At 52.3% G+C, this 15,993-nt stretch carries 20 protein-coding genes; 13 read left to right on the top strand and 7 right to left on the bottom strand.

The window, feature by feature from the left end; all coding sequences use genetic code 11:
- Positions 1 to 1,299, bottom strand: coding sequence for an aspartate--tRNA(Asn) ligase (aspS, locus tag ACYOR7_RS06260; protein WP_479913420.1), 1,299 nt, complete (start codon positions 1,297 to 1,299; stop codon positions 1 to 3).
- 13 nt (positions 1,300 to 1,312) lie between these two features.
- Positions 1,313 to 1,819, bottom strand: a complete 507-nt coding sequence (locus ACYOR7_RS06255) for a hypothetical protein (protein WP_294804172.1) — start codon at positions 1,817 to 1,819, stop codon at positions 1,313 to 1,315.
- Positions 1,820 to 2,086: 267 nt separating this feature from the next.
- Between ACYOR7_RS06255 and ACYOR7_RS06250 the strand changes: the two genes are divergently transcribed.
- From ACYOR7_RS06250 to artG, 4 genes are all read left to right on the top strand, one after another.
- Complete coding sequence (locus ACYOR7_RS06250) at positions 2,087 to 2,437, top strand: hypothetical protein (protein ID WP_294804171.1); 351 nt, start codon at positions 2,087 to 2,089, stop codon at positions 2,435 to 2,437.
- A gap of 133 nt (positions 2,438 to 2,570) precedes the next feature.
- Positions 2,571 to 3,554 (top strand): ABC transporter ATP-binding protein, encoded by a 984-nt coding sequence (locus ACYOR7_RS06245; RefSeq protein WP_294804169.1) that lies wholly within the window; start codon positions 2,571 to 2,573, stop codon positions 3,552 to 3,554.
- Positions 3,555 to 3,570: 16 nt separating this feature from the next.
- Complete coding sequence (locus ACYOR7_RS06240) at positions 3,571 to 5,277, top strand: helicase C-terminal domain-containing protein (RefSeq protein WP_479913419.1); 1,707 nt, start codon at positions 3,571 to 3,573, stop codon at positions 5,275 to 5,277.
- A gap of 36 nt (positions 5,278 to 5,313) precedes the next feature.
- Complete coding sequence (artG, locus tag ACYOR7_RS06235; protein WP_479913418.1) at positions 5,314 to 6,348, top strand: thaumarchaeosortase; 1,035 nt, start codon at positions 5,314 to 5,316, stop codon at positions 6,346 to 6,348.
- On the opposite strand, the gene dinB is transcribed toward artG, so the two are convergent.
- The gene (gene dinB, locus ACYOR7_RS06230; RefSeq protein WP_479913417.1) at positions 6,343 to 7,452 is read right to left on the bottom strand and encodes a DNA polymerase IV; all 1,110 of its coding nucleotides are present in this window, start codon (positions 7,450 to 7,452) and stop codon (positions 6,343 to 6,345) included. The two genes, artG and dinB, sit on opposite strands and share 6 nt — an antisense overlap.
- Positions 7,453 to 7,492: 40 nt before the next feature.
- A complete protein-coding gene (locus ACYOR7_RS06225; RefSeq protein ID WP_294804162.1) occupies positions 7,493 to 8,701 on the bottom strand; it encodes a phosphoglycerate kinase in 1,209 nt (402 codons plus the stop codon).
- A 106-nt stretch (positions 8,702 to 8,807) separates the two neighbouring features.
- Between ACYOR7_RS06225 and ACYOR7_RS06220 the strand changes: the two genes are divergently transcribed.
- Positions 8,808 to 9,419, top strand: coding sequence for a DUF929 family protein (locus ACYOR7_RS06220; RefSeq protein ID WP_294804160.1), 612 nt, complete (start codon positions 8,808 to 8,810; stop codon positions 9,417 to 9,419).
- A gap of 21 nt (positions 9,420 to 9,440) precedes the next feature.
- On the opposite strand, the gene ACYOR7_RS06215 is transcribed toward ACYOR7_RS06220, so the two are convergent.
- Entirely contained in the window at positions 9,441 to 9,959 is a 519-nt protein-coding gene (locus tag ACYOR7_RS06215; RefSeq protein WP_294804158.1) for a 50S ribosomal protein L16, read from the bottom strand.
- 56 nt (positions 9,960 to 10,015) lie between these two features.
- Between ACYOR7_RS06215 and endA the strand changes: the two genes are divergently transcribed.
- The 7 genes from endA (at position 10,016) to ACYOR7_RS06180 (ending at position 12,572) form a co-directional block, all read left to right on the top strand.
- Complete coding sequence (gene endA / locus ACYOR7_RS06210) at positions 10,016 to 10,627, top strand: tRNA-intron lyase (protein WP_294804156.1); 612 nt, start codon at positions 10,016 to 10,018, stop codon at positions 10,625 to 10,627.
- Between the two features lie 8 nt (positions 10,628 to 10,635).
- Complete coding sequence (locus ACYOR7_RS06205; protein WP_479913416.1) at positions 10,636 to 10,815, top strand: hypothetical protein; 180 nt, start codon at positions 10,636 to 10,638, stop codon at positions 10,813 to 10,815.
- 32 nt (positions 10,816 to 10,847) lie between these two features.
- Entirely contained in the window at positions 10,848 to 11,219 is a 372-nt protein-coding gene (locus ACYOR7_RS06200; protein ID WP_479913415.1) for a DUF6659 family protein, read from the top strand.
- A gap of 27 nt (positions 11,220 to 11,246) precedes the next feature.
- Complete coding sequence (locus ACYOR7_RS06195) at positions 11,247 to 11,420, top strand: hypothetical protein (RefSeq protein WP_294808315.1); 174 nt, start codon at positions 11,247 to 11,249, stop codon at positions 11,418 to 11,420.
- A 212-nt stretch (positions 11,421 to 11,632) separates the two neighbouring features.
- The gene (locus ACYOR7_RS06190) at positions 11,633 to 11,884 is read left to right on the top strand and encodes a hypothetical protein (RefSeq protein WP_294808312.1); all 252 of its coding nucleotides are present in this window, start codon (positions 11,633 to 11,635) and stop codon (positions 11,882 to 11,884) included.
- Positions 11,885 to 11,966: 82 nt separating this feature from the next.
- The gene (locus tag ACYOR7_RS06185) at positions 11,967 to 12,143 is read left to right on the top strand and encodes a hypothetical protein (RefSeq protein ID WP_294808309.1); all 177 of its coding nucleotides are present in this window, start codon (positions 11,967 to 11,969) and stop codon (positions 12,141 to 12,143) included.
- A gap of 72 nt (positions 12,144 to 12,215) precedes the next feature.
- The gene (locus tag ACYOR7_RS06180) at positions 12,216 to 12,572 is read left to right on the top strand and encodes a hypothetical protein (RefSeq protein ID WP_294808306.1); all 357 of its coding nucleotides are present in this window, start codon (positions 12,216 to 12,218) and stop codon (positions 12,570 to 12,572) included.
- Positions 12,573 to 12,857: 285 nt separating this feature from the next.
- Here the strand turns inward: ACYOR7_RS06180 and ACYOR7_RS06175 are convergent, their stop codons facing one another.
- Both ACYOR7_RS06175 and ACYOR7_RS06170 read right to left on the bottom strand, forming a co-directional pair.
- Positions 12,858 to 13,235 carry a TRAM domain-containing RNA chaperone gene (locus ACYOR7_RS06175; RefSeq protein ID WP_294808304.1) on the bottom strand — a complete coding sequence of 126 codons (378 nt, stop codon included), beginning with the start codon at positions 13,233 to 13,235 and terminating at the stop codon, positions 12,858 to 12,860.
- A 962-nt stretch (positions 13,236 to 14,197) separates the two neighbouring features.
- On the bottom strand, positions 14,198 to 14,614 hold the full coding sequence (locus tag ACYOR7_RS06170; protein ID WP_479913414.1) for a CBS domain-containing protein: 417 nt from the start codon (positions 14,612 to 14,614) through the stop codon (positions 14,198 to 14,200).
- A 176-nt stretch (positions 14,615 to 14,790) separates the two neighbouring features.
- On the opposite strand from ACYOR7_RS06170, the gene ACYOR7_RS06165 reads away from it, so the two are divergent.
- Positions 14,791 to 14,982: a hypothetical protein gene (locus tag ACYOR7_RS06165; protein WP_294808298.1), complete on the top strand. Its 192-nt coding sequence runs from the start codon at positions 14,791 to 14,793 to the stop codon at positions 14,980 to 14,982.
- The last annotated feature ends 1,011 nt before the right edge of the window (positions 14,983 to 15,993 follow it).

The following is a 15,993-nucleotide window of genomic DNA, read 5'->3' as shown; positions in this document are numbered from 1 at the left end:
CTAGGGCGTAAGCCTGTCTGTGTCTCTCGGGTAAAGGACCACGTCGCGCACGTTCTGCGAGCCTGTTAGCACCATCATCAGCCTGTCGTAGCCGAGGCCCCACCCAGAATGCGGGGGCATTCCCCAGTCAAACGCCTTGAGGTGCTCGGAAAAGCTTGCCGGGTTCAAACCTTGCTCAACAAGTCTGCTTTTCAGGCGCTCAGGGTCGTGCAGCCTGCGGCCGCCGGACACCAGTTCGAGGTAGCCGTGCTGCAGGTCAAACGATTTGGACAGCCTTTCGTCGCTCTCTTTCTCGTGGATGTAGAACGGCTTTAGCTTCATCGGCCAGTCCATGATGAAATAGAATCCCCTGTGCATCTCGCCCAGCTTGCGGAGCGCTGCGTCGGATAGGTCGTCGCCAAACGAAAGCTTTTCGCCTTCCTTGGCCAGCTCATCAAGGCACTGCTCGTACGTGAGCCTGTCTATTTTCTTGTTGCCAAACGGGATCTCTTGCGCGCCTGCCGCCGCAAGCTCTGCCCTGTGGTTCTCGTTAAAGTCGCGGATGACGTTTCCAACCACCTTTTCCACGAGGTCCATCACATCCTCGTAGTCGAGAAACGCCGCCTCGACGTCGATGCTCGTAAACTCTGTCAGGTGCCTGACGGTGTGCGAGTTTTCGGCTCTGAAATAGGGGCCTATCTCAAACACCCTGTCAAGGCCCAGCGTCAACTGTTCCTTGTAAAGCTGCGGGCTCTGGGCCAGATACGCCTTGCGCTTGAAGTATTCAAACCCAAAGAGGTTTGCGCCACCCTCGCTTGCGCTCCCGATTATCTTGGGTGTGTTGACCTCTACAAAGTCCTCTCCCCTCAGGGTGTCCCTCACCACCTTGAGGCCGGCGGAGCGCAGGCGGAATATCGCCGCAACCCTGGGATTCCTCAGGTCAAGTGCCCTTGCGTCAAGCCTCTTGTCCGGGGCCGACTCAACTCTGCCCGTCGGGTCGATTGGAAGCGGATGGACGGCCTTTGTCAGTATCGCAAGCTCTGTCACCTTGACTTCCACCGGAAAATCCTTGGCCTTGCTCTTTTGCACGGTGCCGGCGACAATCACCGCGCTCTGCCTAGGAGCCTGCACAGCCGCCTGCACATTTTCGCCTGTCACTATCGCCTGGCAGGCGCCGGTGACGTCGCGTATTGTCACAAACGCAAGCTTGCCAATGTCGCGTACATCCTCTATCCAGCCGCCTATTCTCACCTGCTTGCCGACGAGGTCTTCGCCAAGCTGGCGTGCGTAATGCGTCCTGTGTATGTCGACTACTGCCATGGCCTATCTCTCTCTATCTCTGCTCGAACTCTACGAGGAGTTCCATGTTCTTGACGGCCATTGCAATCTTTTGAATCTTTTCGACGTTGACCTTCTGGTTGCTGCTCCTGCCTGCAACCACTGCCTTGGTCACCTTGTTGCCGTCTGGAAGGTAGAACTGGTTTACTGAAATGACCCTTGCCGGGTGGAATAGGCTCTCGACGAGCCCGCGCTCTGACGTCTCTGACTCGACATAGTGCACTTTGTGCCCAAACTCTTTTTCTATCCTCTCTGCAAGCGAAGGGTTGGCCCTGACAGACATCACGTCGGGCCCTCTCAGGACAAGGACATAGTCTTCGTCCACCCTTGCGCCTCTCGCTAGGGTGAACCTGTCCACGTCCTGGCTCTTGTTGGCAACCCTCGTCAGAGTTACTGCGGCGTCCACGTCGTCCTGCGTGATGTTGCCGGCGTGCAGTTTTTCGTCGCACCTGGCGCACAGGACACCGCTTTTTGCGTCAAAAGGGCATATTGGAGACTTCAATGAGGCGGAACTTGCATAATGGCAATTACCGGTTATATAACCGCTCGGGGGCGCAACATCCCCTTTTGGAAGGCGTCAGGTGGCAATTTTGTACGACTGCGAGAACAACCCTTTCCGCGCTCAAAGGTGGGCTCCCGGCGAGTCGGGATATCTGTCTGATTAGATATTGTGGAGGTATTTAGACATATTTCTATGAATTATTGATGCTATACGGTTAATTCTCAAAATCATAAAATGTTATTAGGACGAGATTGTAATTATTGCCATATGGCATACCAGAAGATCCATCATGATGTCATGAGCATCGACCCAAAAATCAGACTGGTCACGATTTGCGACATGGAAGGCAAGATCCTATTCTCTGACCATAGGTCTGGCGTGCAGAATCTTCTTACCCCGGAAGAGAGCCGAAAATCGCTTGACTTGGCCATCAAGGCATGGAAAACACGCAGCGAGCTTGCATCAAAAATAGGAAGGGGAAAATACGTGTTGGCAGAATACGAAAAAATCAAGCGCATCACAATGCCACTCGACGATAATCATTTGCTCTACGTGACTACGGAGGTTGATGCCGATCATTCGAAAATAATCGACTCGATAAGCAAGCTCAAAAAATAAGCAAGAATGTCTGGGACTGCCTTGTTCCTCCTGATGGTTGTTGGCGCTGTTCCTGCGCTCAAATTCCCCGGCAAAATTGTCGGGCCTTTCCAACTTCAATAACCTCTTATACCGTGCGAGGCGACTTCAAATCATGCCTTCCGGGGACGAAAAAAAACTTGCTGTCAGGGAACTTTGCGCGTACTATCTGACAGAGAGGGGTCCGGTCAAGGCAGTGGACGGGGTCAACTTTGCACTTTCAGAGAGTGAGTCTCTTGGCATAGTTGGCGAGTCTGCCTGCGGCAAGAGCACACTTGGCTCTGCGCTCATGCGCTCGATGCAGCCGCCCGGCAAGATAGTGGCAGGCTCTATAGTCCTTGCAGGCGAGGACATTGCCAAGATGTCCGACCGTGACTTTGGGAAAAAGGTCCGCTGGAAAAAGGTGGCCATGGTATTTCAGGGCGCAATGAACGCGCTCGACCCTGTCTACACCGTGGCAAGCCAGCTGCGGGAGCTTTTGGAAGAGCACGGCTTTGAGGGCGACATTGACGCCAAGATTGTAGAGTCGTTAAGGCAGGTGGGCTTGGGGCCGGCGGTGGCGTCGCGCTACCCACACGAGCTGTCCGGCGGCATGAAGCAGCGCGTGGTGATTGCGATGGCGCTCCTTATGGAGCCGGATCTCCTAGTTGCAGACGAGCCTACCACAGCACTTGACGTGCTCGTACAGTCGCAGATAATCGCCCTTTTGAAAAAGCTGCACGAAGAAAAGGGAGTAACCGTCATCCTGATAAGCCACGACCTTGCCCTTGTGTCGCAGGTTGCAGGCAAGATAGGCATAATGTACGCCGGCCAGCTTGTCGAGATAGGATCGACTGAGGACATTTACAAAAACCCCAAGCACCCGTACACGCAGGCGCTGATAGCCGCAGTGCCCAGGCTGCATTCTAGCGAGAAAAAGATCCGCTTTATACCCGGAAGCCCTCCAAGCCTGCTCGATCCGCCGGCCGGCTGCAGGTTCTACCCCCGCTGCCCGCACGCAATGGAGGTGTGCAAGAAAGACCCGCCCGAATTTGCGACCGGAACAGGGTACGTCAGGTGCTGGCTCTACGACCCAACCTTAAAAAGTACGTCGCACTGAGAGCAAGTGCTCTTCATTGTCAATCCTGTCATACTTTCCGCTGGGCCAGATGCGCGAAAAGCAGCGCTCTGTGCTTCTGGATATAGAGTCCGCCCTAAAGTCCGGCTACAAGAACATATTCCTTGAGGCGCCCACCGGCTTTGGCAAGACGCCGGTTGCAATCACGCTTGCGCGGTATCTTGGAAGCTCGCACATCTGCACCGCGACCAAAGACCTACAGGCGCAGTACCAGCGGGACTTTCCGTTCGTCTTTGAGGTAAAGGGCCGGGCCAACTTTCCCTGCATAGTAAAGGAGGACATGGGCCTCAGCGAAAACTGCGACTATGGCCCCTGCGTGCAGGACGACTCGTACGACTGCGCGTACAAGACGCGGCTTTTAGACTACAAGGTTGTGGGAGAAGGGACGCTTGGCGAGCAGGTCAGGCTGGACCCACTTTCAGAAAAAACATACGTTGAGAAACTGAAAAAGCAGTCCAAGATTGTGGAGCTTGAATGGCGGCCATGCCACTACTTCCACCAGAGGTGGATGGGCGCAAAAGCAAGCCACACAGTCTACAACTACCGCTACTTTCTGTCCGACATCTTTTACACAGGCACCACGCAAAAGCGCAAGCTCCTAGTGATGGACGAGGCACACCAGATAGAATCAGAGGTTGGAGATTTCCGCAGTTTCACGGTGCACAAGAATGCGCTGCGCTTTCTTCCAAGGGTACAGATGCCGGAGAAAAACGTCGAGGATGTCGAGCCGTGGATGGAGTTCTGCTCTTCCCTTAGAGACAAGATGCTGAAATTCATCGAGCAGGCGACAGACGCCATCGAGCGGGGCAGGGTCGCCGAGCCGTACACCGAGCGCAACCTGATAGAGGCGATTTCAAAGGAGAAGAACCTTGAGGCGCTGCTGTTTGACATGCGCTCCAACAAGAAAAACTGGATAGTGTCAAGCATCCAGCGCGATGCGCAGAACCAGCTGACGCGTGCAACTCTGACCCCGCTTGAAACCTCCGGCTACTTTGGCGACATACTCGACAAGGGGACAATCAATTTGTTCATGAGCGCAACCATACTGTCAAAGGACTATCTCTGCAAGGTCTCCGGGCTAAAGCCGGACCAAGTCAAGTTCGTCCAGGTGCGCGACTCGGACTTTCCCGTGAAAAACAGGCCGATACACCTGATGAACGTGGCGTGGCTCAACGCCCGGTCGATGCAGGAAAGTATGCCCAAAATCGCCAAGGCAATAGACAACATTATGACGATACACAAGAACGAAAAGGGCATAATCCACACCACGTCGTACTCGCAGCTGCAGTACATCCGCGACAACATCAGCCGGGAAAACGCGTCCAGGCTAATCGAGACAGGGTCGGCGCTTGGCAGGGAAGAGGTGCTTGAAAAGCACTACAAGAGCACCCGGCCGACCGTGCTAATATCGCCCTCGCTGCATTTGGGCGTAGACCTGAAGGACGACCTGTCAAGGTTCCAGGTGATAACAAAAGTCCCTTATCCAGACCTTACGGACAGAAAGGTCTCTGCGATGAAGGACAGAGACCAGCGCTGGTACACATGGTACACTGTACTCCGTCTTGCACAGTCGTACGGCCGGTCTATACGAAGCGCCGACGACTTTGCCACCACGTACATACTCGACTCCAGCATAACTTTCCTGCTAAAGAGCGCGCAGGACATGGTGCCCAAGTGGTTCTTGGAAGCCGTCAAGAACGCATAGAACGTTTTTATGTTGTAATGGCTAGAAAAAAGCAGTTTGTCCGGCGACAGGGCCACTCCGTCATCAGGCCAGCAGGCGGCAGCGCCTACGATATTTGGAATAAACTCTAGCGTCGCCGTAACGATTGTCCTCGTCTTGCCGATAATATTCACACTCGCCATCTATCCAAACTCGTTCAACCTCTCGTGGAACGAGGGCAGGGGCGGATTCATCTTTGCAATGGCGTTCATCGCTGCCGAGCTCATAGGCACCAGGCAGCCGGTAAGCAAGAAAAAATTCCTAGTAGTAGCCAGCCTTGCCGCAATAGCCATTGCCTATTTTGCGGCCCTCCAGTTCGGACTGCAGGATTCTATCCGAGAGGCTGGGCTATCGTACGGCATCCGCAAAGAAGTCATTGGGAGCTGGACATTCATGTGGGACTTTGCAGTCATGGCGTTGTTTGTCGGCGCGTCCCTTGCAGTCTTGTTTGGAAGGAAATGGTACAAGATAGCGCCGGCGGGGGCGATATACCTTGCAGGGAGCGCGGTCATCCTGTCGCTCGATGCGTTCTTTCCATACGACTCGCTTGGTCCGCTCCAGGTAATAGTGCCGGGGTACCTGCAGATAGACCAGGCAGTGGTCAGGTTCATCGACGCAAACATCATGGCAATAGGCAAGGGCAATGTCGCGACGGCGCACGGCAACATGCTCGTGCTAAGCGGCCTGCACGGGCCCTTTGTGCTGCAGGTGTTCTGGCCTTCAGCGGGTGTGCACAGCATGATAATCTACACACTCGTGATGCTTGCGTTCCTGCTAAAGATGGAGATACCGCTAAAGCGCAAGCTCATCTATTTTGCGATAGGCACGTTTGGCACAGTCACCGTGAACATCATCCGCATAATATCGCTGACGATGTACGCACTCATCGTGACAGTCAACCCCCGGGAATGGGAGGCGTTCCACTCTGTGGCCGGCGAGATAATGTTCCTGCCGTGGCTTGGCATCTACCTTGGAATCGTGATGTACGTGGAAGGCAGGCGAATACGCAGGCTGCATAATCAGCAGCAGGCAAGCGCTACCCCTGCTTCATGAAAAATAATCAAACAGCGTATTCTGGCCAGAGCTGTCCTGCAGGTCTGATATTCGCACGCCCAGCCTGCGCACGTTTCTCTTTTTCTCATTCATTGCTTCATCAAGCAGCGATTTTGCCGTCGAGTGCAGGAGATCAAAACTCGACGCGTGGGCCTTGAGCGCCTTTGACCTATTGACGTTTTCAAGGTCGTCAAGGACGAGGATTATGCCTATCGACCCAAACGCCATTTTCTTTTCAGCCGCGCTTTTCTGTATGACCTTGCATATCTCCTCAAGGTCGTCGTACATCTCCTCCGCGTTCTGGGCGTCTTTTTTCAGCGTGACTATGCGCATAATCTGCTTGCGTTCTCCCTCCGACTCTACGACTGGTTCGTCGTCGACTCCCTTGGCCGCGTTGTGCATGTAGGTCGCAGTCTTTTTGCCAAACTCGCCTATGAGCCTGAATAGGTCAAACGACGCAAGGTCGCCGGCGGTCTTTACCCCAAGCTCTGCTAGCCTGTCGCGGGTCTTGGGGCCTATCCCCGGTATCTTGTCCACGTCAAGCGCGGAAACAAACCGCAGAGCATCTTCCAGCCTGACAATCGTAAGGCCGTCAGGCTTGCAATAGTCAGACGCTATCTTGGCAAGCATCTTGTTTGGCGCAACGCCGATAGAGCACGTGAGTTTCGTGCGCTCTTGTATCTGTTGCTTTATCTTGTGCGCAAGCCCTTTTGCAACGTCAAAACTGCCGCTGGCGCGTCCTGACGCGTCGATGAAACATTCGTCAATCCCGACATGCTCAAAGACATCGGCATGCTCCCTGATTGCCGCCATCGCGCTTTCGGACACCTGCCTGTAATAGCCAGCGTCAAGCGGCAAGAGCAATGCGTTGTCCACGCCTGCAAGCCTTGCCTTCGCAACCCTTATTGGGATGCCGGACTTTACGCCGTACTTTCTTGCGACATAGTTGGCAGTGCTCACCACGCCGCTGCCCTCTGTCCTCCCAGAAAAGACGCACACTAGGACAGGTCTGTCCTTTATCTCCGGCCTGCGGATTTCCTCGCACTGGGCGAAAAAGTAGTCAAAGTCGATGTGCATGACAACCCTGTGCGGAGGCGCTGACAACGGCCGGTATTGACGTCCCTGTGTAATTAATTAACTTCTACTAGTTGCCGTTTAGGACAGACACGCCCGGCATCTCGTCTCCGGCAAGGTAGCGCAAGGTCGCTCCGCCTCCCGTGGAGACGTGGCTCACCTCGTTCTCGGCGACGCCGGACTTCTTCATCGCTTCCAGCGTGTCGCCACCGCCTATAAGCGTCTTTGCGCCCCGCCAGTAGGCAAGCGCCATGCTCTTGGCTATGTTGACAGTGCCGTTTGCAAACGCCCTGACTTCGAACATGCCCATGGGACCGTTCCAGAATATCATGCCGGCACCGTTTGTGCCGCTCACTTCTGCAGAATACCGCTCTATCGTCTCGTTGCCGATGTCAAAGCCGGCCATGCCGTCGGGTATGTCGCCTTTGACCATCGTTATCGAGGTGTCTGCCGGCGATATGGCCGCGACGTGGTCCGTCGGGAGCATTATCTTGTCGCCGTAGGACGAAAGGGCCTTTGACACCCACGGCAGGTGCTCGTTGTCTATGAGCGATTTTCCTGTCTTGAAGCCCTTGGCCTTTAGGAATGTGTACGCCGCCGCTCCTCCGATTATCACCTTGTCAGCTTTGAGAAGAAGGTGCTCCAGAGCGCCTATCTTGTCCTTTATCTTGACCCCTCCGACTACGACCTTGAACGGCTTTATCGGGTTGTCCTTCATCATCGACAAGTATTCGACTTCCTTTCTGAGGTTAAAGCCGGCAAGCCGCGCGTCGACAAGCTTGGCCATGCCGTACGTGGAGGCGTGCTTTCTGTGCGACGTGCTGAACGCGTCGTTCACGTAGACGTCCGCGATGCCTGCAAGTTTCTTTGAGAATTCCGGGTCGTTGGCCTCCTCCTCCTTGTAAAAGCGCAGGTTTTCGAGGAGCAATATGTCGCCGTTGTTCATCTTGTCAATCTCGCTTTCGACCGCCGGGCCGACGCAGTCGTGTGCAAACCTGACCTTCATACTCGACCTGCTGCCGACTATCTCTGACAGGCGCTTTGCCACCGGCGCAAGCGTATAGTCGTCGTCGCGGCCGTCGGGCCGTCCAAGGTGCGACGCAAGGACCACCTTTGCACCTCTCTTTGTGAGGTATTCTATTGTGGGAATCGTCATTCGGATGCGGTAGTCCTCGCCCACGGTCCCGTTGCTCACACTGACGTTGAAATCGACTCTGACAAACACCTTTTTTCCGTCGAACCTTTTGTCGTCGAGATCGGTAAGGGTTCTGAGCGCCAACTGATGGGACAGCTAAATGGCAGGAGATTATTTACTTTTCCGAAAAGAGATGCTAGAACGAAAATCCTCAAAACACTTAATAAAATAGGAGCGCCGCAAACCAGGCGTGAGTTTCGTCCCAAAGAGGGTCCTTGGCAAGTTCATGCACGTGACAGATCAGCCGCTGAAAAGGCCGGGCGGAAAATCGCTGGTGTATTTCATGGGCGCAGGCTTTTGCCCATTCTGCGCGGCAGAGCGCTGGGCCATAGTCAAGGCGCTAGAGCGCTTTGGGAAATGGGAGGGCGTGGTGGAGGACAAGAGCGCCGGCCACGACGAAAAGTACCTTAACGTACCAACGTTCAACCTTGCAAGGGCAAAGTACCAAAGCGATACGGTCGAGTTTGCCGGAAAAGAGACTGCTGACCGCAACTTTGAGCCGCTGCAAGAGCTTGACGACAAGGACTATGAAATCCTTGATATGTATAACCCTGACCAGATGATCCCGTTTTTGCTAGTCGACGGCCAGTACATGCAGGTAGGCGCCGGCTACAGCCCAGAACTTATCCAGAACATGACGCACGAAAAGGTCAGGGCGGAACTTGGCAACCTCAACTCTGCAATCGGCAAGGCCATCAACGCAGAAATCAACAACATCACCGCGTTGATATGCAAGGCGACGGGTGGAAAAGGGAGCGCCTGCAACTCTGACAGCATAAAAGCGCTGACTGGAAAATTATAATAAAAGAGAAGAGGAGTTTTTTTATTCCTCTACCTTTGCGACCTGCGGCTTTAGCGCAGTGACGCGCGTGTAGGTCGGGCATCCGAGCTTGCTTGACGCGACCTTGAAGCCTTCCTTTGCAAGCGGAAGGTTTGTCGCAGTGACATAAGCCTCGAATATGACCTGGTCAGGCTTTACCCTGGCCGCAAGACCTGTTGCCTTGCCAAAGGCGCGGCGCATACCCTCCTGGAGACGGTCTGCACCTGCCGTTGCGATCATCTTGTTCTCCCTGAGTATGACGTGGGGGTAGACCCGAAGCATCGAGAAAAAGCTCATCTCGCCTGCAGTCGCCATCCTCTTATTCGCTGCCAGTCTCGCAGCCTCAAGGGCGTTGTGCCTTATCTGGATCTTTTCAGTCACGATGAGCTCCAGCTTGTAATCATAATCCTGGCTTGCCTGGCCGGACGCAAACCTTGCTATCTTGATCTGTGGCTTGCCGGCGATGTATTCGCGCCTAACGTAAGGCATCCCGCGCGTCTCACGATAATTTACTCCCTTCATATCTATGCACTAAATTTGAATGCTTAAATGTGGAAGTCTGCTGTGATTTAATCGTTATGTCATCTCCTCAGCCGCAGCAGCCGTTCGCTGAAAAACAGCAGCAACAGGCTGAAGAGGTGCAGCCGACAGCGGAGGCAAGGCTCGCAGGAGGAGGCAAGGTGCTGATAGTAGAGACGAGGTCGCAGGACGAGCTTCGCACCCGGGGCTTTGGCGAGCGCGAGGGGCAGGAATACGTGCTAAAACCGTACGAGGCGCTGTACCTCCTGCAGGCAAAGCGCCTGACGTTTGCCGGCAAAAAAGACATCACTTTCGACTCGCTCTTTGAACACCTGCTAAAGCATGACCGGAACATCATGACACGGTTTCTGGTCTACCGCGACCTCCGTAGCCGGGGATACGTTGCAAAGGAGGGTTTTGGCTTTGGCGACGACTTTCGCGTCTATGAAAGAGGCGAATACGAGAAAAAGCCGGCAAAGTATGTGGTCTTTGGGATAAACGAAGGCGCAAATGTGACTGCAAGGGGCTTTGCAAGCGCCATCGAGCAGATTGAAAAGATGGGCAAGGAGGCGGTGGTAGCAGTCATCGAAAGACGCGGCGAGGTCATCTACTACAAGGCATCCAAGATGCGCTTTTCGCAGAACAAGCACGATACTTTTCTGGTGCGGTGAGCGCGGCGGTGGAGGGGGAAGAGAACGAGCCGAGGTTCAAGGAGGTGTACTGCGCCGATTGCAAGATGATCCTCGCAAGATACTCTGTCAAGTATTTCACCGACACGGACATCAACGAGCTCGTGCACATACACTACTCGGCGCACATCAAAGAAGGGCACGCCATTGAAACGCGCCTTGCCGTGTAAACGATTTATAGCCCCGCTGGCTTCTCTTGCCCATGCAACGTAACCTCTGCGAGAGGGTTATCAAGCTAGACAGGAACATACGCTTTGCCGGCATCGTCAACGCAAACGGCGAGGTCATCGAGGGCGGCTTCCAGCAAGGGATACATCCGCTACTAAACGGCCCTGCCGAGCAGCAGATGTACATACAGTCACTCTCCACCGTCGTGACGCTCAAGCAGTACGCGGACAAGCTCGGTGCCTTCCGCTATGGAATAACCGAGCACGACAAGGTCACGCTGCTCACCTTCCCGCTTGGCGACGGCATCCTGTGCGTCTCTGCCTCGCCAAAGGCAAACTCGGCAAAAATAAGGGATAAAGTGGCAGCTCTTTTGAAGGAAAAACCAAGGCGCGGCAAGAAGGTTTAATAGTGCATTGTCTAAAAGGTTAAATGCATGGTAGCCTCCTCCGAGGCAAGGTTGGCCAAGCGCTTTTGCGAGCACTGCTTTTACCGCGGCAATGAATCCGAGTTTCTAGCGGCGGCCGACTTTTGCATCGAGTGCATGAGCGTGCACGCGCATTGCCCCAAGTGCAAGTCCAGCTTCCACAGCGTCCACGTGGTTGAATAAGATTTTTACACCGCTTTTTCCATCATGTTGGCGTTGCAGGGTGATGACGAAGTGTACAGTCCCCCTATTATCTGCCTGCGTAGGCAGAAAAATGAAGAGAATTTACCGGACTGCCGAGCCTTGCAGCATCATGTTTAGAATCTGCTAATAGATTTAGTATTACTAAAATTCTTTCAGAACGACATTTATCTGATAAACGTCATTTTTACCTCATGAACATTGCAGATTCTGAGGTGGCGCAGGTGATTATAGCCAGAACATGCGGCTGCAACGATGTTGGAAGAAAAGTCACGTACAATTTCGCAGACCCCTACCACGCCCTGTGCCTTGACAAGAAGGACATAATACTTGCCCAACTGCAAGCCTGCGAGACTCTGTTAAAATACGCTAGCGACGATACCGACAGAAGAGTCGTAGAAAAGGAAATCGCCGAGCTGCGCATGGCGATGGACCTCCTGACATAAGAAGCAGAGGAGGGATGGCGCAATTGTAACATCACAACAATTTCGAGAGTACGACGACAAGGTCCGGAAGGCCAATTTTGTATTGTGCCCATCGTGCTACTGGTGCGCGACATACTTTATCGCCGACGATGATTTTCCAAAGTGCCCTACCTGCGGCAGCGTGGTTATAGACTCTATTCCGATTTCCGAAAGCGAGTTTTACAAAGTAAATGTAGCCGGGAACGGCAGCGTGGAACTGCGGTTTGGGAGGGCCGCCTGACAGCGGTCCCTCCACTACCCTGCAGGCAGGGCTTTAACATTTTTAATTCACCTGCCCGTAGCCGTTCCTGCAGTGAAATACGACCAACTGTGCGCCGAGATTGCGGACCTCGATGGGAGCATAGTGGCGACTTTTGTGCTTTCAAAAAAGGTCGCAGGGATGCACGTCAAGATGAATGTGCCCCAGATAAAGGAGGAGGATACCCGGCTGCTTGCTGAGCAGACCTCCACCGTGGTGGGCATCACGCGCACAAACGAAAGGCTGTTTGGCAAGGTAGGTTTTCTGCTGGTGCACCATGAGTTCGTGGATGGGATATTCTTTCCAGTAAATGACGATACCACGGTGCTAGTCGGCCTCGTGCAACCGTACGACCAAGCCAAGGTGGTCGAAAAGGTGCGCAAAAAGATAGGATCTGCCTTTTCATCGTAATTGATTGACCTGCATGTACTCTTGCAACCCTCCGGGATAGACAAATATTCGGCTATTGCAGAAGTTAGATCGCGGGGTAGGCCCGAAGTACGCCTTTATACTCCAGATCCGTGTCTAGGCGTGCGCACCGATTGTCTAACCCCGGTCTACTCCGCGTCTTGCTATTTCTTCTCGGTCAGCAAAGCCACAAACACGATGTTTCAGTGTAACGGCAAGAGCCAGGCCGGACCTGCCAGCGACCACGCGCAAAATCTGTCCGAGGTCGCCAGCTGGCCGTTTCGTTCTCTAGCTTTGCGGTTCCTCGCCAGCCTGCGCAACGTCTTTTTGTTTTTCCTCCGTGCTAGCAGCCGGCGGCGATGATGATGGTGACGACGATGCCTGTTGCTGCCCTTCGCTCACGATTTCTGCCGTCGCAAACCTCGCACCGACGTTAGTGACCCTTACCTTGGCCTTCTGTCCAACCTTGCCGCCCTTGACAAAGATCACAAAGCCCTGAATCCTTGCAATTCCGTCGCCCTGCCTGCTGATCTCTGAGATTTGCACGTCGTATTCCTTGCCGGTTTCAACCGGTTTTGGGCCACCAAATCCTCTGTCGCCTCCAAAACCTCTTCCTCCGCCGTAACCTCTACCTCCACCGTAATTGCTTCTTCCGCCGTATGACATTTTCCAGAGTCATGTGCGCAGCTGCCAATTTAAAGTGAATCGGTTTCAATGCTCTGAATTGTTAGAGCAAGCTAACGTACGCATGTTCTATGAGAATGCGAAAAGTATCTGCCGCAGCCCGCCTCTGCATTATTTTGCACCTATTGCGGCAAAACGCGTTTGCACATTGTACCTTGTGAAAATCGCGTCTCCTATAAGACGTTTATTATCATAAAGCAAAAATTCGCATTTTGTCCTGTAGTTTTTCATAACCGGTTTGCATTGTCCCGTCATTTCGTTTCTTCAAACAGATGCCCGTTCCCAAAGTCATTTTAGAGAGGACAGGGTAATTCTTGCAGGATAGAGGCATGTTTGGATTTGGAATCCTTCTCACGGCTTTGGCCGATTTCTTGGCCCGACGACAGAATAAAGAGAGAAAACGATGCGACATCTGCAGGCAGAAATTTGACACCTATGAAGCTGCCGAAGAACACCGAAGAAAAGCACATGCCGACGTCACGATCTAGTTACGAACGGGTCTCCTAATCGGAGACCTTATTTATTTATATTATCATAAATACGGAATTATATGTGAATAATACCTATAATCAGGGATACTGATAATAGACTTGCTTCGATCAGCTTGCCACGTCTGGAAGCCTAACCACCGACCGCCCGAAGCACTGCAAGGTTGCATCTATGTGTGTTCATTAGGTCCCGAAAGCCCGGCGGGGGCGAGTAGGGCCTTTTTCACTAGAATGAATATGTCTCTTTTTGTCTCTTTTTCTATAACGTGACTGTGTAAAATAGCTCCGCAACGACCTTAAAGCAAGTCGGAAAGAAGTTGTCGCAGGGCAGGTCAACGGGGTGGCGGATGATGCCGTTGATTTCCTAACTTGAAAAAAAGTAGGCTATTGCTGTTGCTCCAGCTGTCCTTGTGGTTGCCCAGATGGTGTCATACGCGCCTGCCCTGCCGCATCTTGTTATTCCGCCTGCGCAACCTTGCTGCTAATTGAAGCCTTTCTTACCAGCATTTTCATGGTCAGCAATCCTATGATGATGCCCTTTTTGTTTACGATAGGCAGCCGGCTGATGTCGTTTTCTTTCATGACTGATAGCGCCTGCTCGGCAGATGCCTCGGAATCAATCGTGACGAGCGGCGTGCTCATTACGTCCTTCAACATTACCTTGAACGGGCCGCGGTTTTGCGCCACTATGCGGTAGATAATGTCTCTTTCAGTGATGATGCCGACTGGGATGCGGGAACGAGTCTCTGGATCGTTTCGGGTGACTATGATGGTGCATTCTTTTCTTTCGTACATCGTCTTTGCGGTATCCGCGACGAGAGTGTTTTCGTCTAGGCTGACGAAGGTCTTGTCTGCAACCTTGCTGGCCTTCAAATTGCCGTCTTTTCCCTCCCGTTTCATACTTACTTGATCACGAGATGGCATATCAAAGTAGCTGCAATTGTCTCTCTATTCATAAGGACAAATGGCGACTATTTCCTTGCCGACTTGTCAGACTTTTGGCTAACCCAACCTGCATCCTTATACGATTTAGAGGGTCAGAATTGACCATGGGCAACGGCGAAAGAGAATGGATTTCAAAAAGCGGCGAAAGCGAGGGCTTTAAGGAATATGAAAACAAGGTCGAGCGTTTTCTTGCCAGTCTGAACGAGACTGTATCCAAATTGCATGGAGCAGGTCATCTTGACGATGCCGCCTATTCGAGGCTTGGCAAACTGATCAGAGATTTTCAAGGGTCCTAGTATCCCTAGCCCCAGATAACCGCTCTTCACTCATCAGCTAGGCTAATCCTTGAGGTGTAAGAAGGACCCTTTGTGCTAAGGAGAAGCGCAGTTAATAATTGGCCTTTAGCTCAAAAACGGAAGGGGGTTGGTTTACACTTGAACTGAAGGTTTGTGTAACCAACCACGAATTTTCGATCCGGCAACGACGTATGCCAGAGCTATTCCTATCCCTGCAAATGCTGCATACATCAACGGAAAGGTCAGATCCGATAGATCCATTTTGTGGTCAATTTAGTATTGCTTTACGTGCTCTTAAACAGCACTTAACATTGTTACACAAGGGGAAATAATATCATCAGAGAATAACTATGGTAAACGATCACATGCTAGCAAAATTTTTCATCGAATATCCGACAGTGATGGTGGTTTTTGTTAGAAAACAACAGGAGCAGCATTAACTGGATTTTATCGGGTCCTCCCACTTTAGAAATCATAATGCAATGAAATGCAGCAAAGTTTTCGATGGGTTAGGTCGATGCCACCACATGAACCTAAGTCCCAGATGGTTTCAGTTCCCACATGTTTTTGAGGCACGTAGTTACTGTTTTTTCGACCGTAACCCGATTACTCTACGCATTTCGAATATTTACGTATTCGATGGAATGTTGAGGCTAAGAATCAAGAAACCAAAATAGTTCGAGCTAGCCCTAGAATCATGCAATTTTTACGTGTAAAATTCTCTACTAATGTTTTTCCTCATTATCTAATATTGAGGACCTGTGAAATTGCGTCCGTACAAGAAAAAGAATGAACAGTCAGGACATTTTGATAATAGGCGCAATCTTTGTGCTTGCCGGAAGTATCGTTGCTACTTACAAGATAAGAAAACTGGAAAAGAAATATGGCATAGTCTAGTCCCTGAATTCATTCTGTTGAAAACTCGATGATTGGCCCCCGCCGTCAGCAAGCCGATTATTGATTCGGAAAAGAGGGTTATGTAATCTCATTAATATCTGAGCGAAGTAGATT

This window comes from Candidatus Nitrososphaera sp. 86-2 (assembly GCF_056726185.1).
Note: the sequence above shows the minus strand (reverse complement) of the source record. Positions and strands in the feature narration are given on the sequence as shown.

Excerpts from the sequence above, each read along its gene's own strand:
- ACYOR7_RS06250 (WP_294804171.1), top strand. The coding sequence starts at position 2,087 with ATGGCATACCAGAAGATCCATCATGATGTCATGAGCATCGACCCAAAA.
- ACYOR7_RS06200 (WP_479913415.1), top strand. The coding sequence starts at position 10,848 with ATGCAACGTAACCTCTGCGAGAGGGTTATCAAGCTAGACAGGAACATA.
- ACYOR7_RS06165 (WP_294808298.1), top strand. The coding sequence starts at position 14,791 with ATGGGCAACGGCGAAAGAGAATGGATTTCAAAAAGCGGCGAAAGCGAG.
- ACYOR7_RS06190 (WP_294808312.1), top strand. The coding sequence starts at position 11,633 with ATGAACATTGCAGATTCTGAGGTGGCGCAGGTGATTATAGCCAGAACA.
- endA (WP_294804156.1), top strand. The coding sequence starts at position 10,016 with ATGTCATCTCCTCAGCCGCAGCAGCCGTTCGCTGAAAAACAGCAGCAA.
- ACYOR7_RS06245 (WP_294804169.1), top strand. The coding sequence starts at position 2,571 with ATGCCTTCCGGGGACGAAAAAAAACTTGCTGTCAGGGAACTTTGCGCG.
- ACYOR7_RS06175 (WP_294808304.1), bottom strand. The coding sequence starts at position 13,235 with ATGTCATACGGCGGAAGAAGCAATTACGGTGGAGGTAGAGGTTACGGC.
- ACYOR7_RS06215 (WP_294804158.1), bottom strand. The coding sequence starts at position 9,959 with ATGAAGGGAGTAAATTATCGTGAGACGCGCGGGATGCCTTACGTTAGG.
- aspS (WP_479913420.1), bottom strand. The coding sequence starts at position 1,299 with ATGGCAGTAGTCGACATACACAGGACGCATTACGCACGCCAGCTTGGC.
- ACYOR7_RS06195 (WP_294808315.1), top strand. The coding sequence starts at position 11,247 with ATGGTAGCCTCCTCCGAGGCAAGGTTGGCCAAGCGCTTTTGCGAGCAC.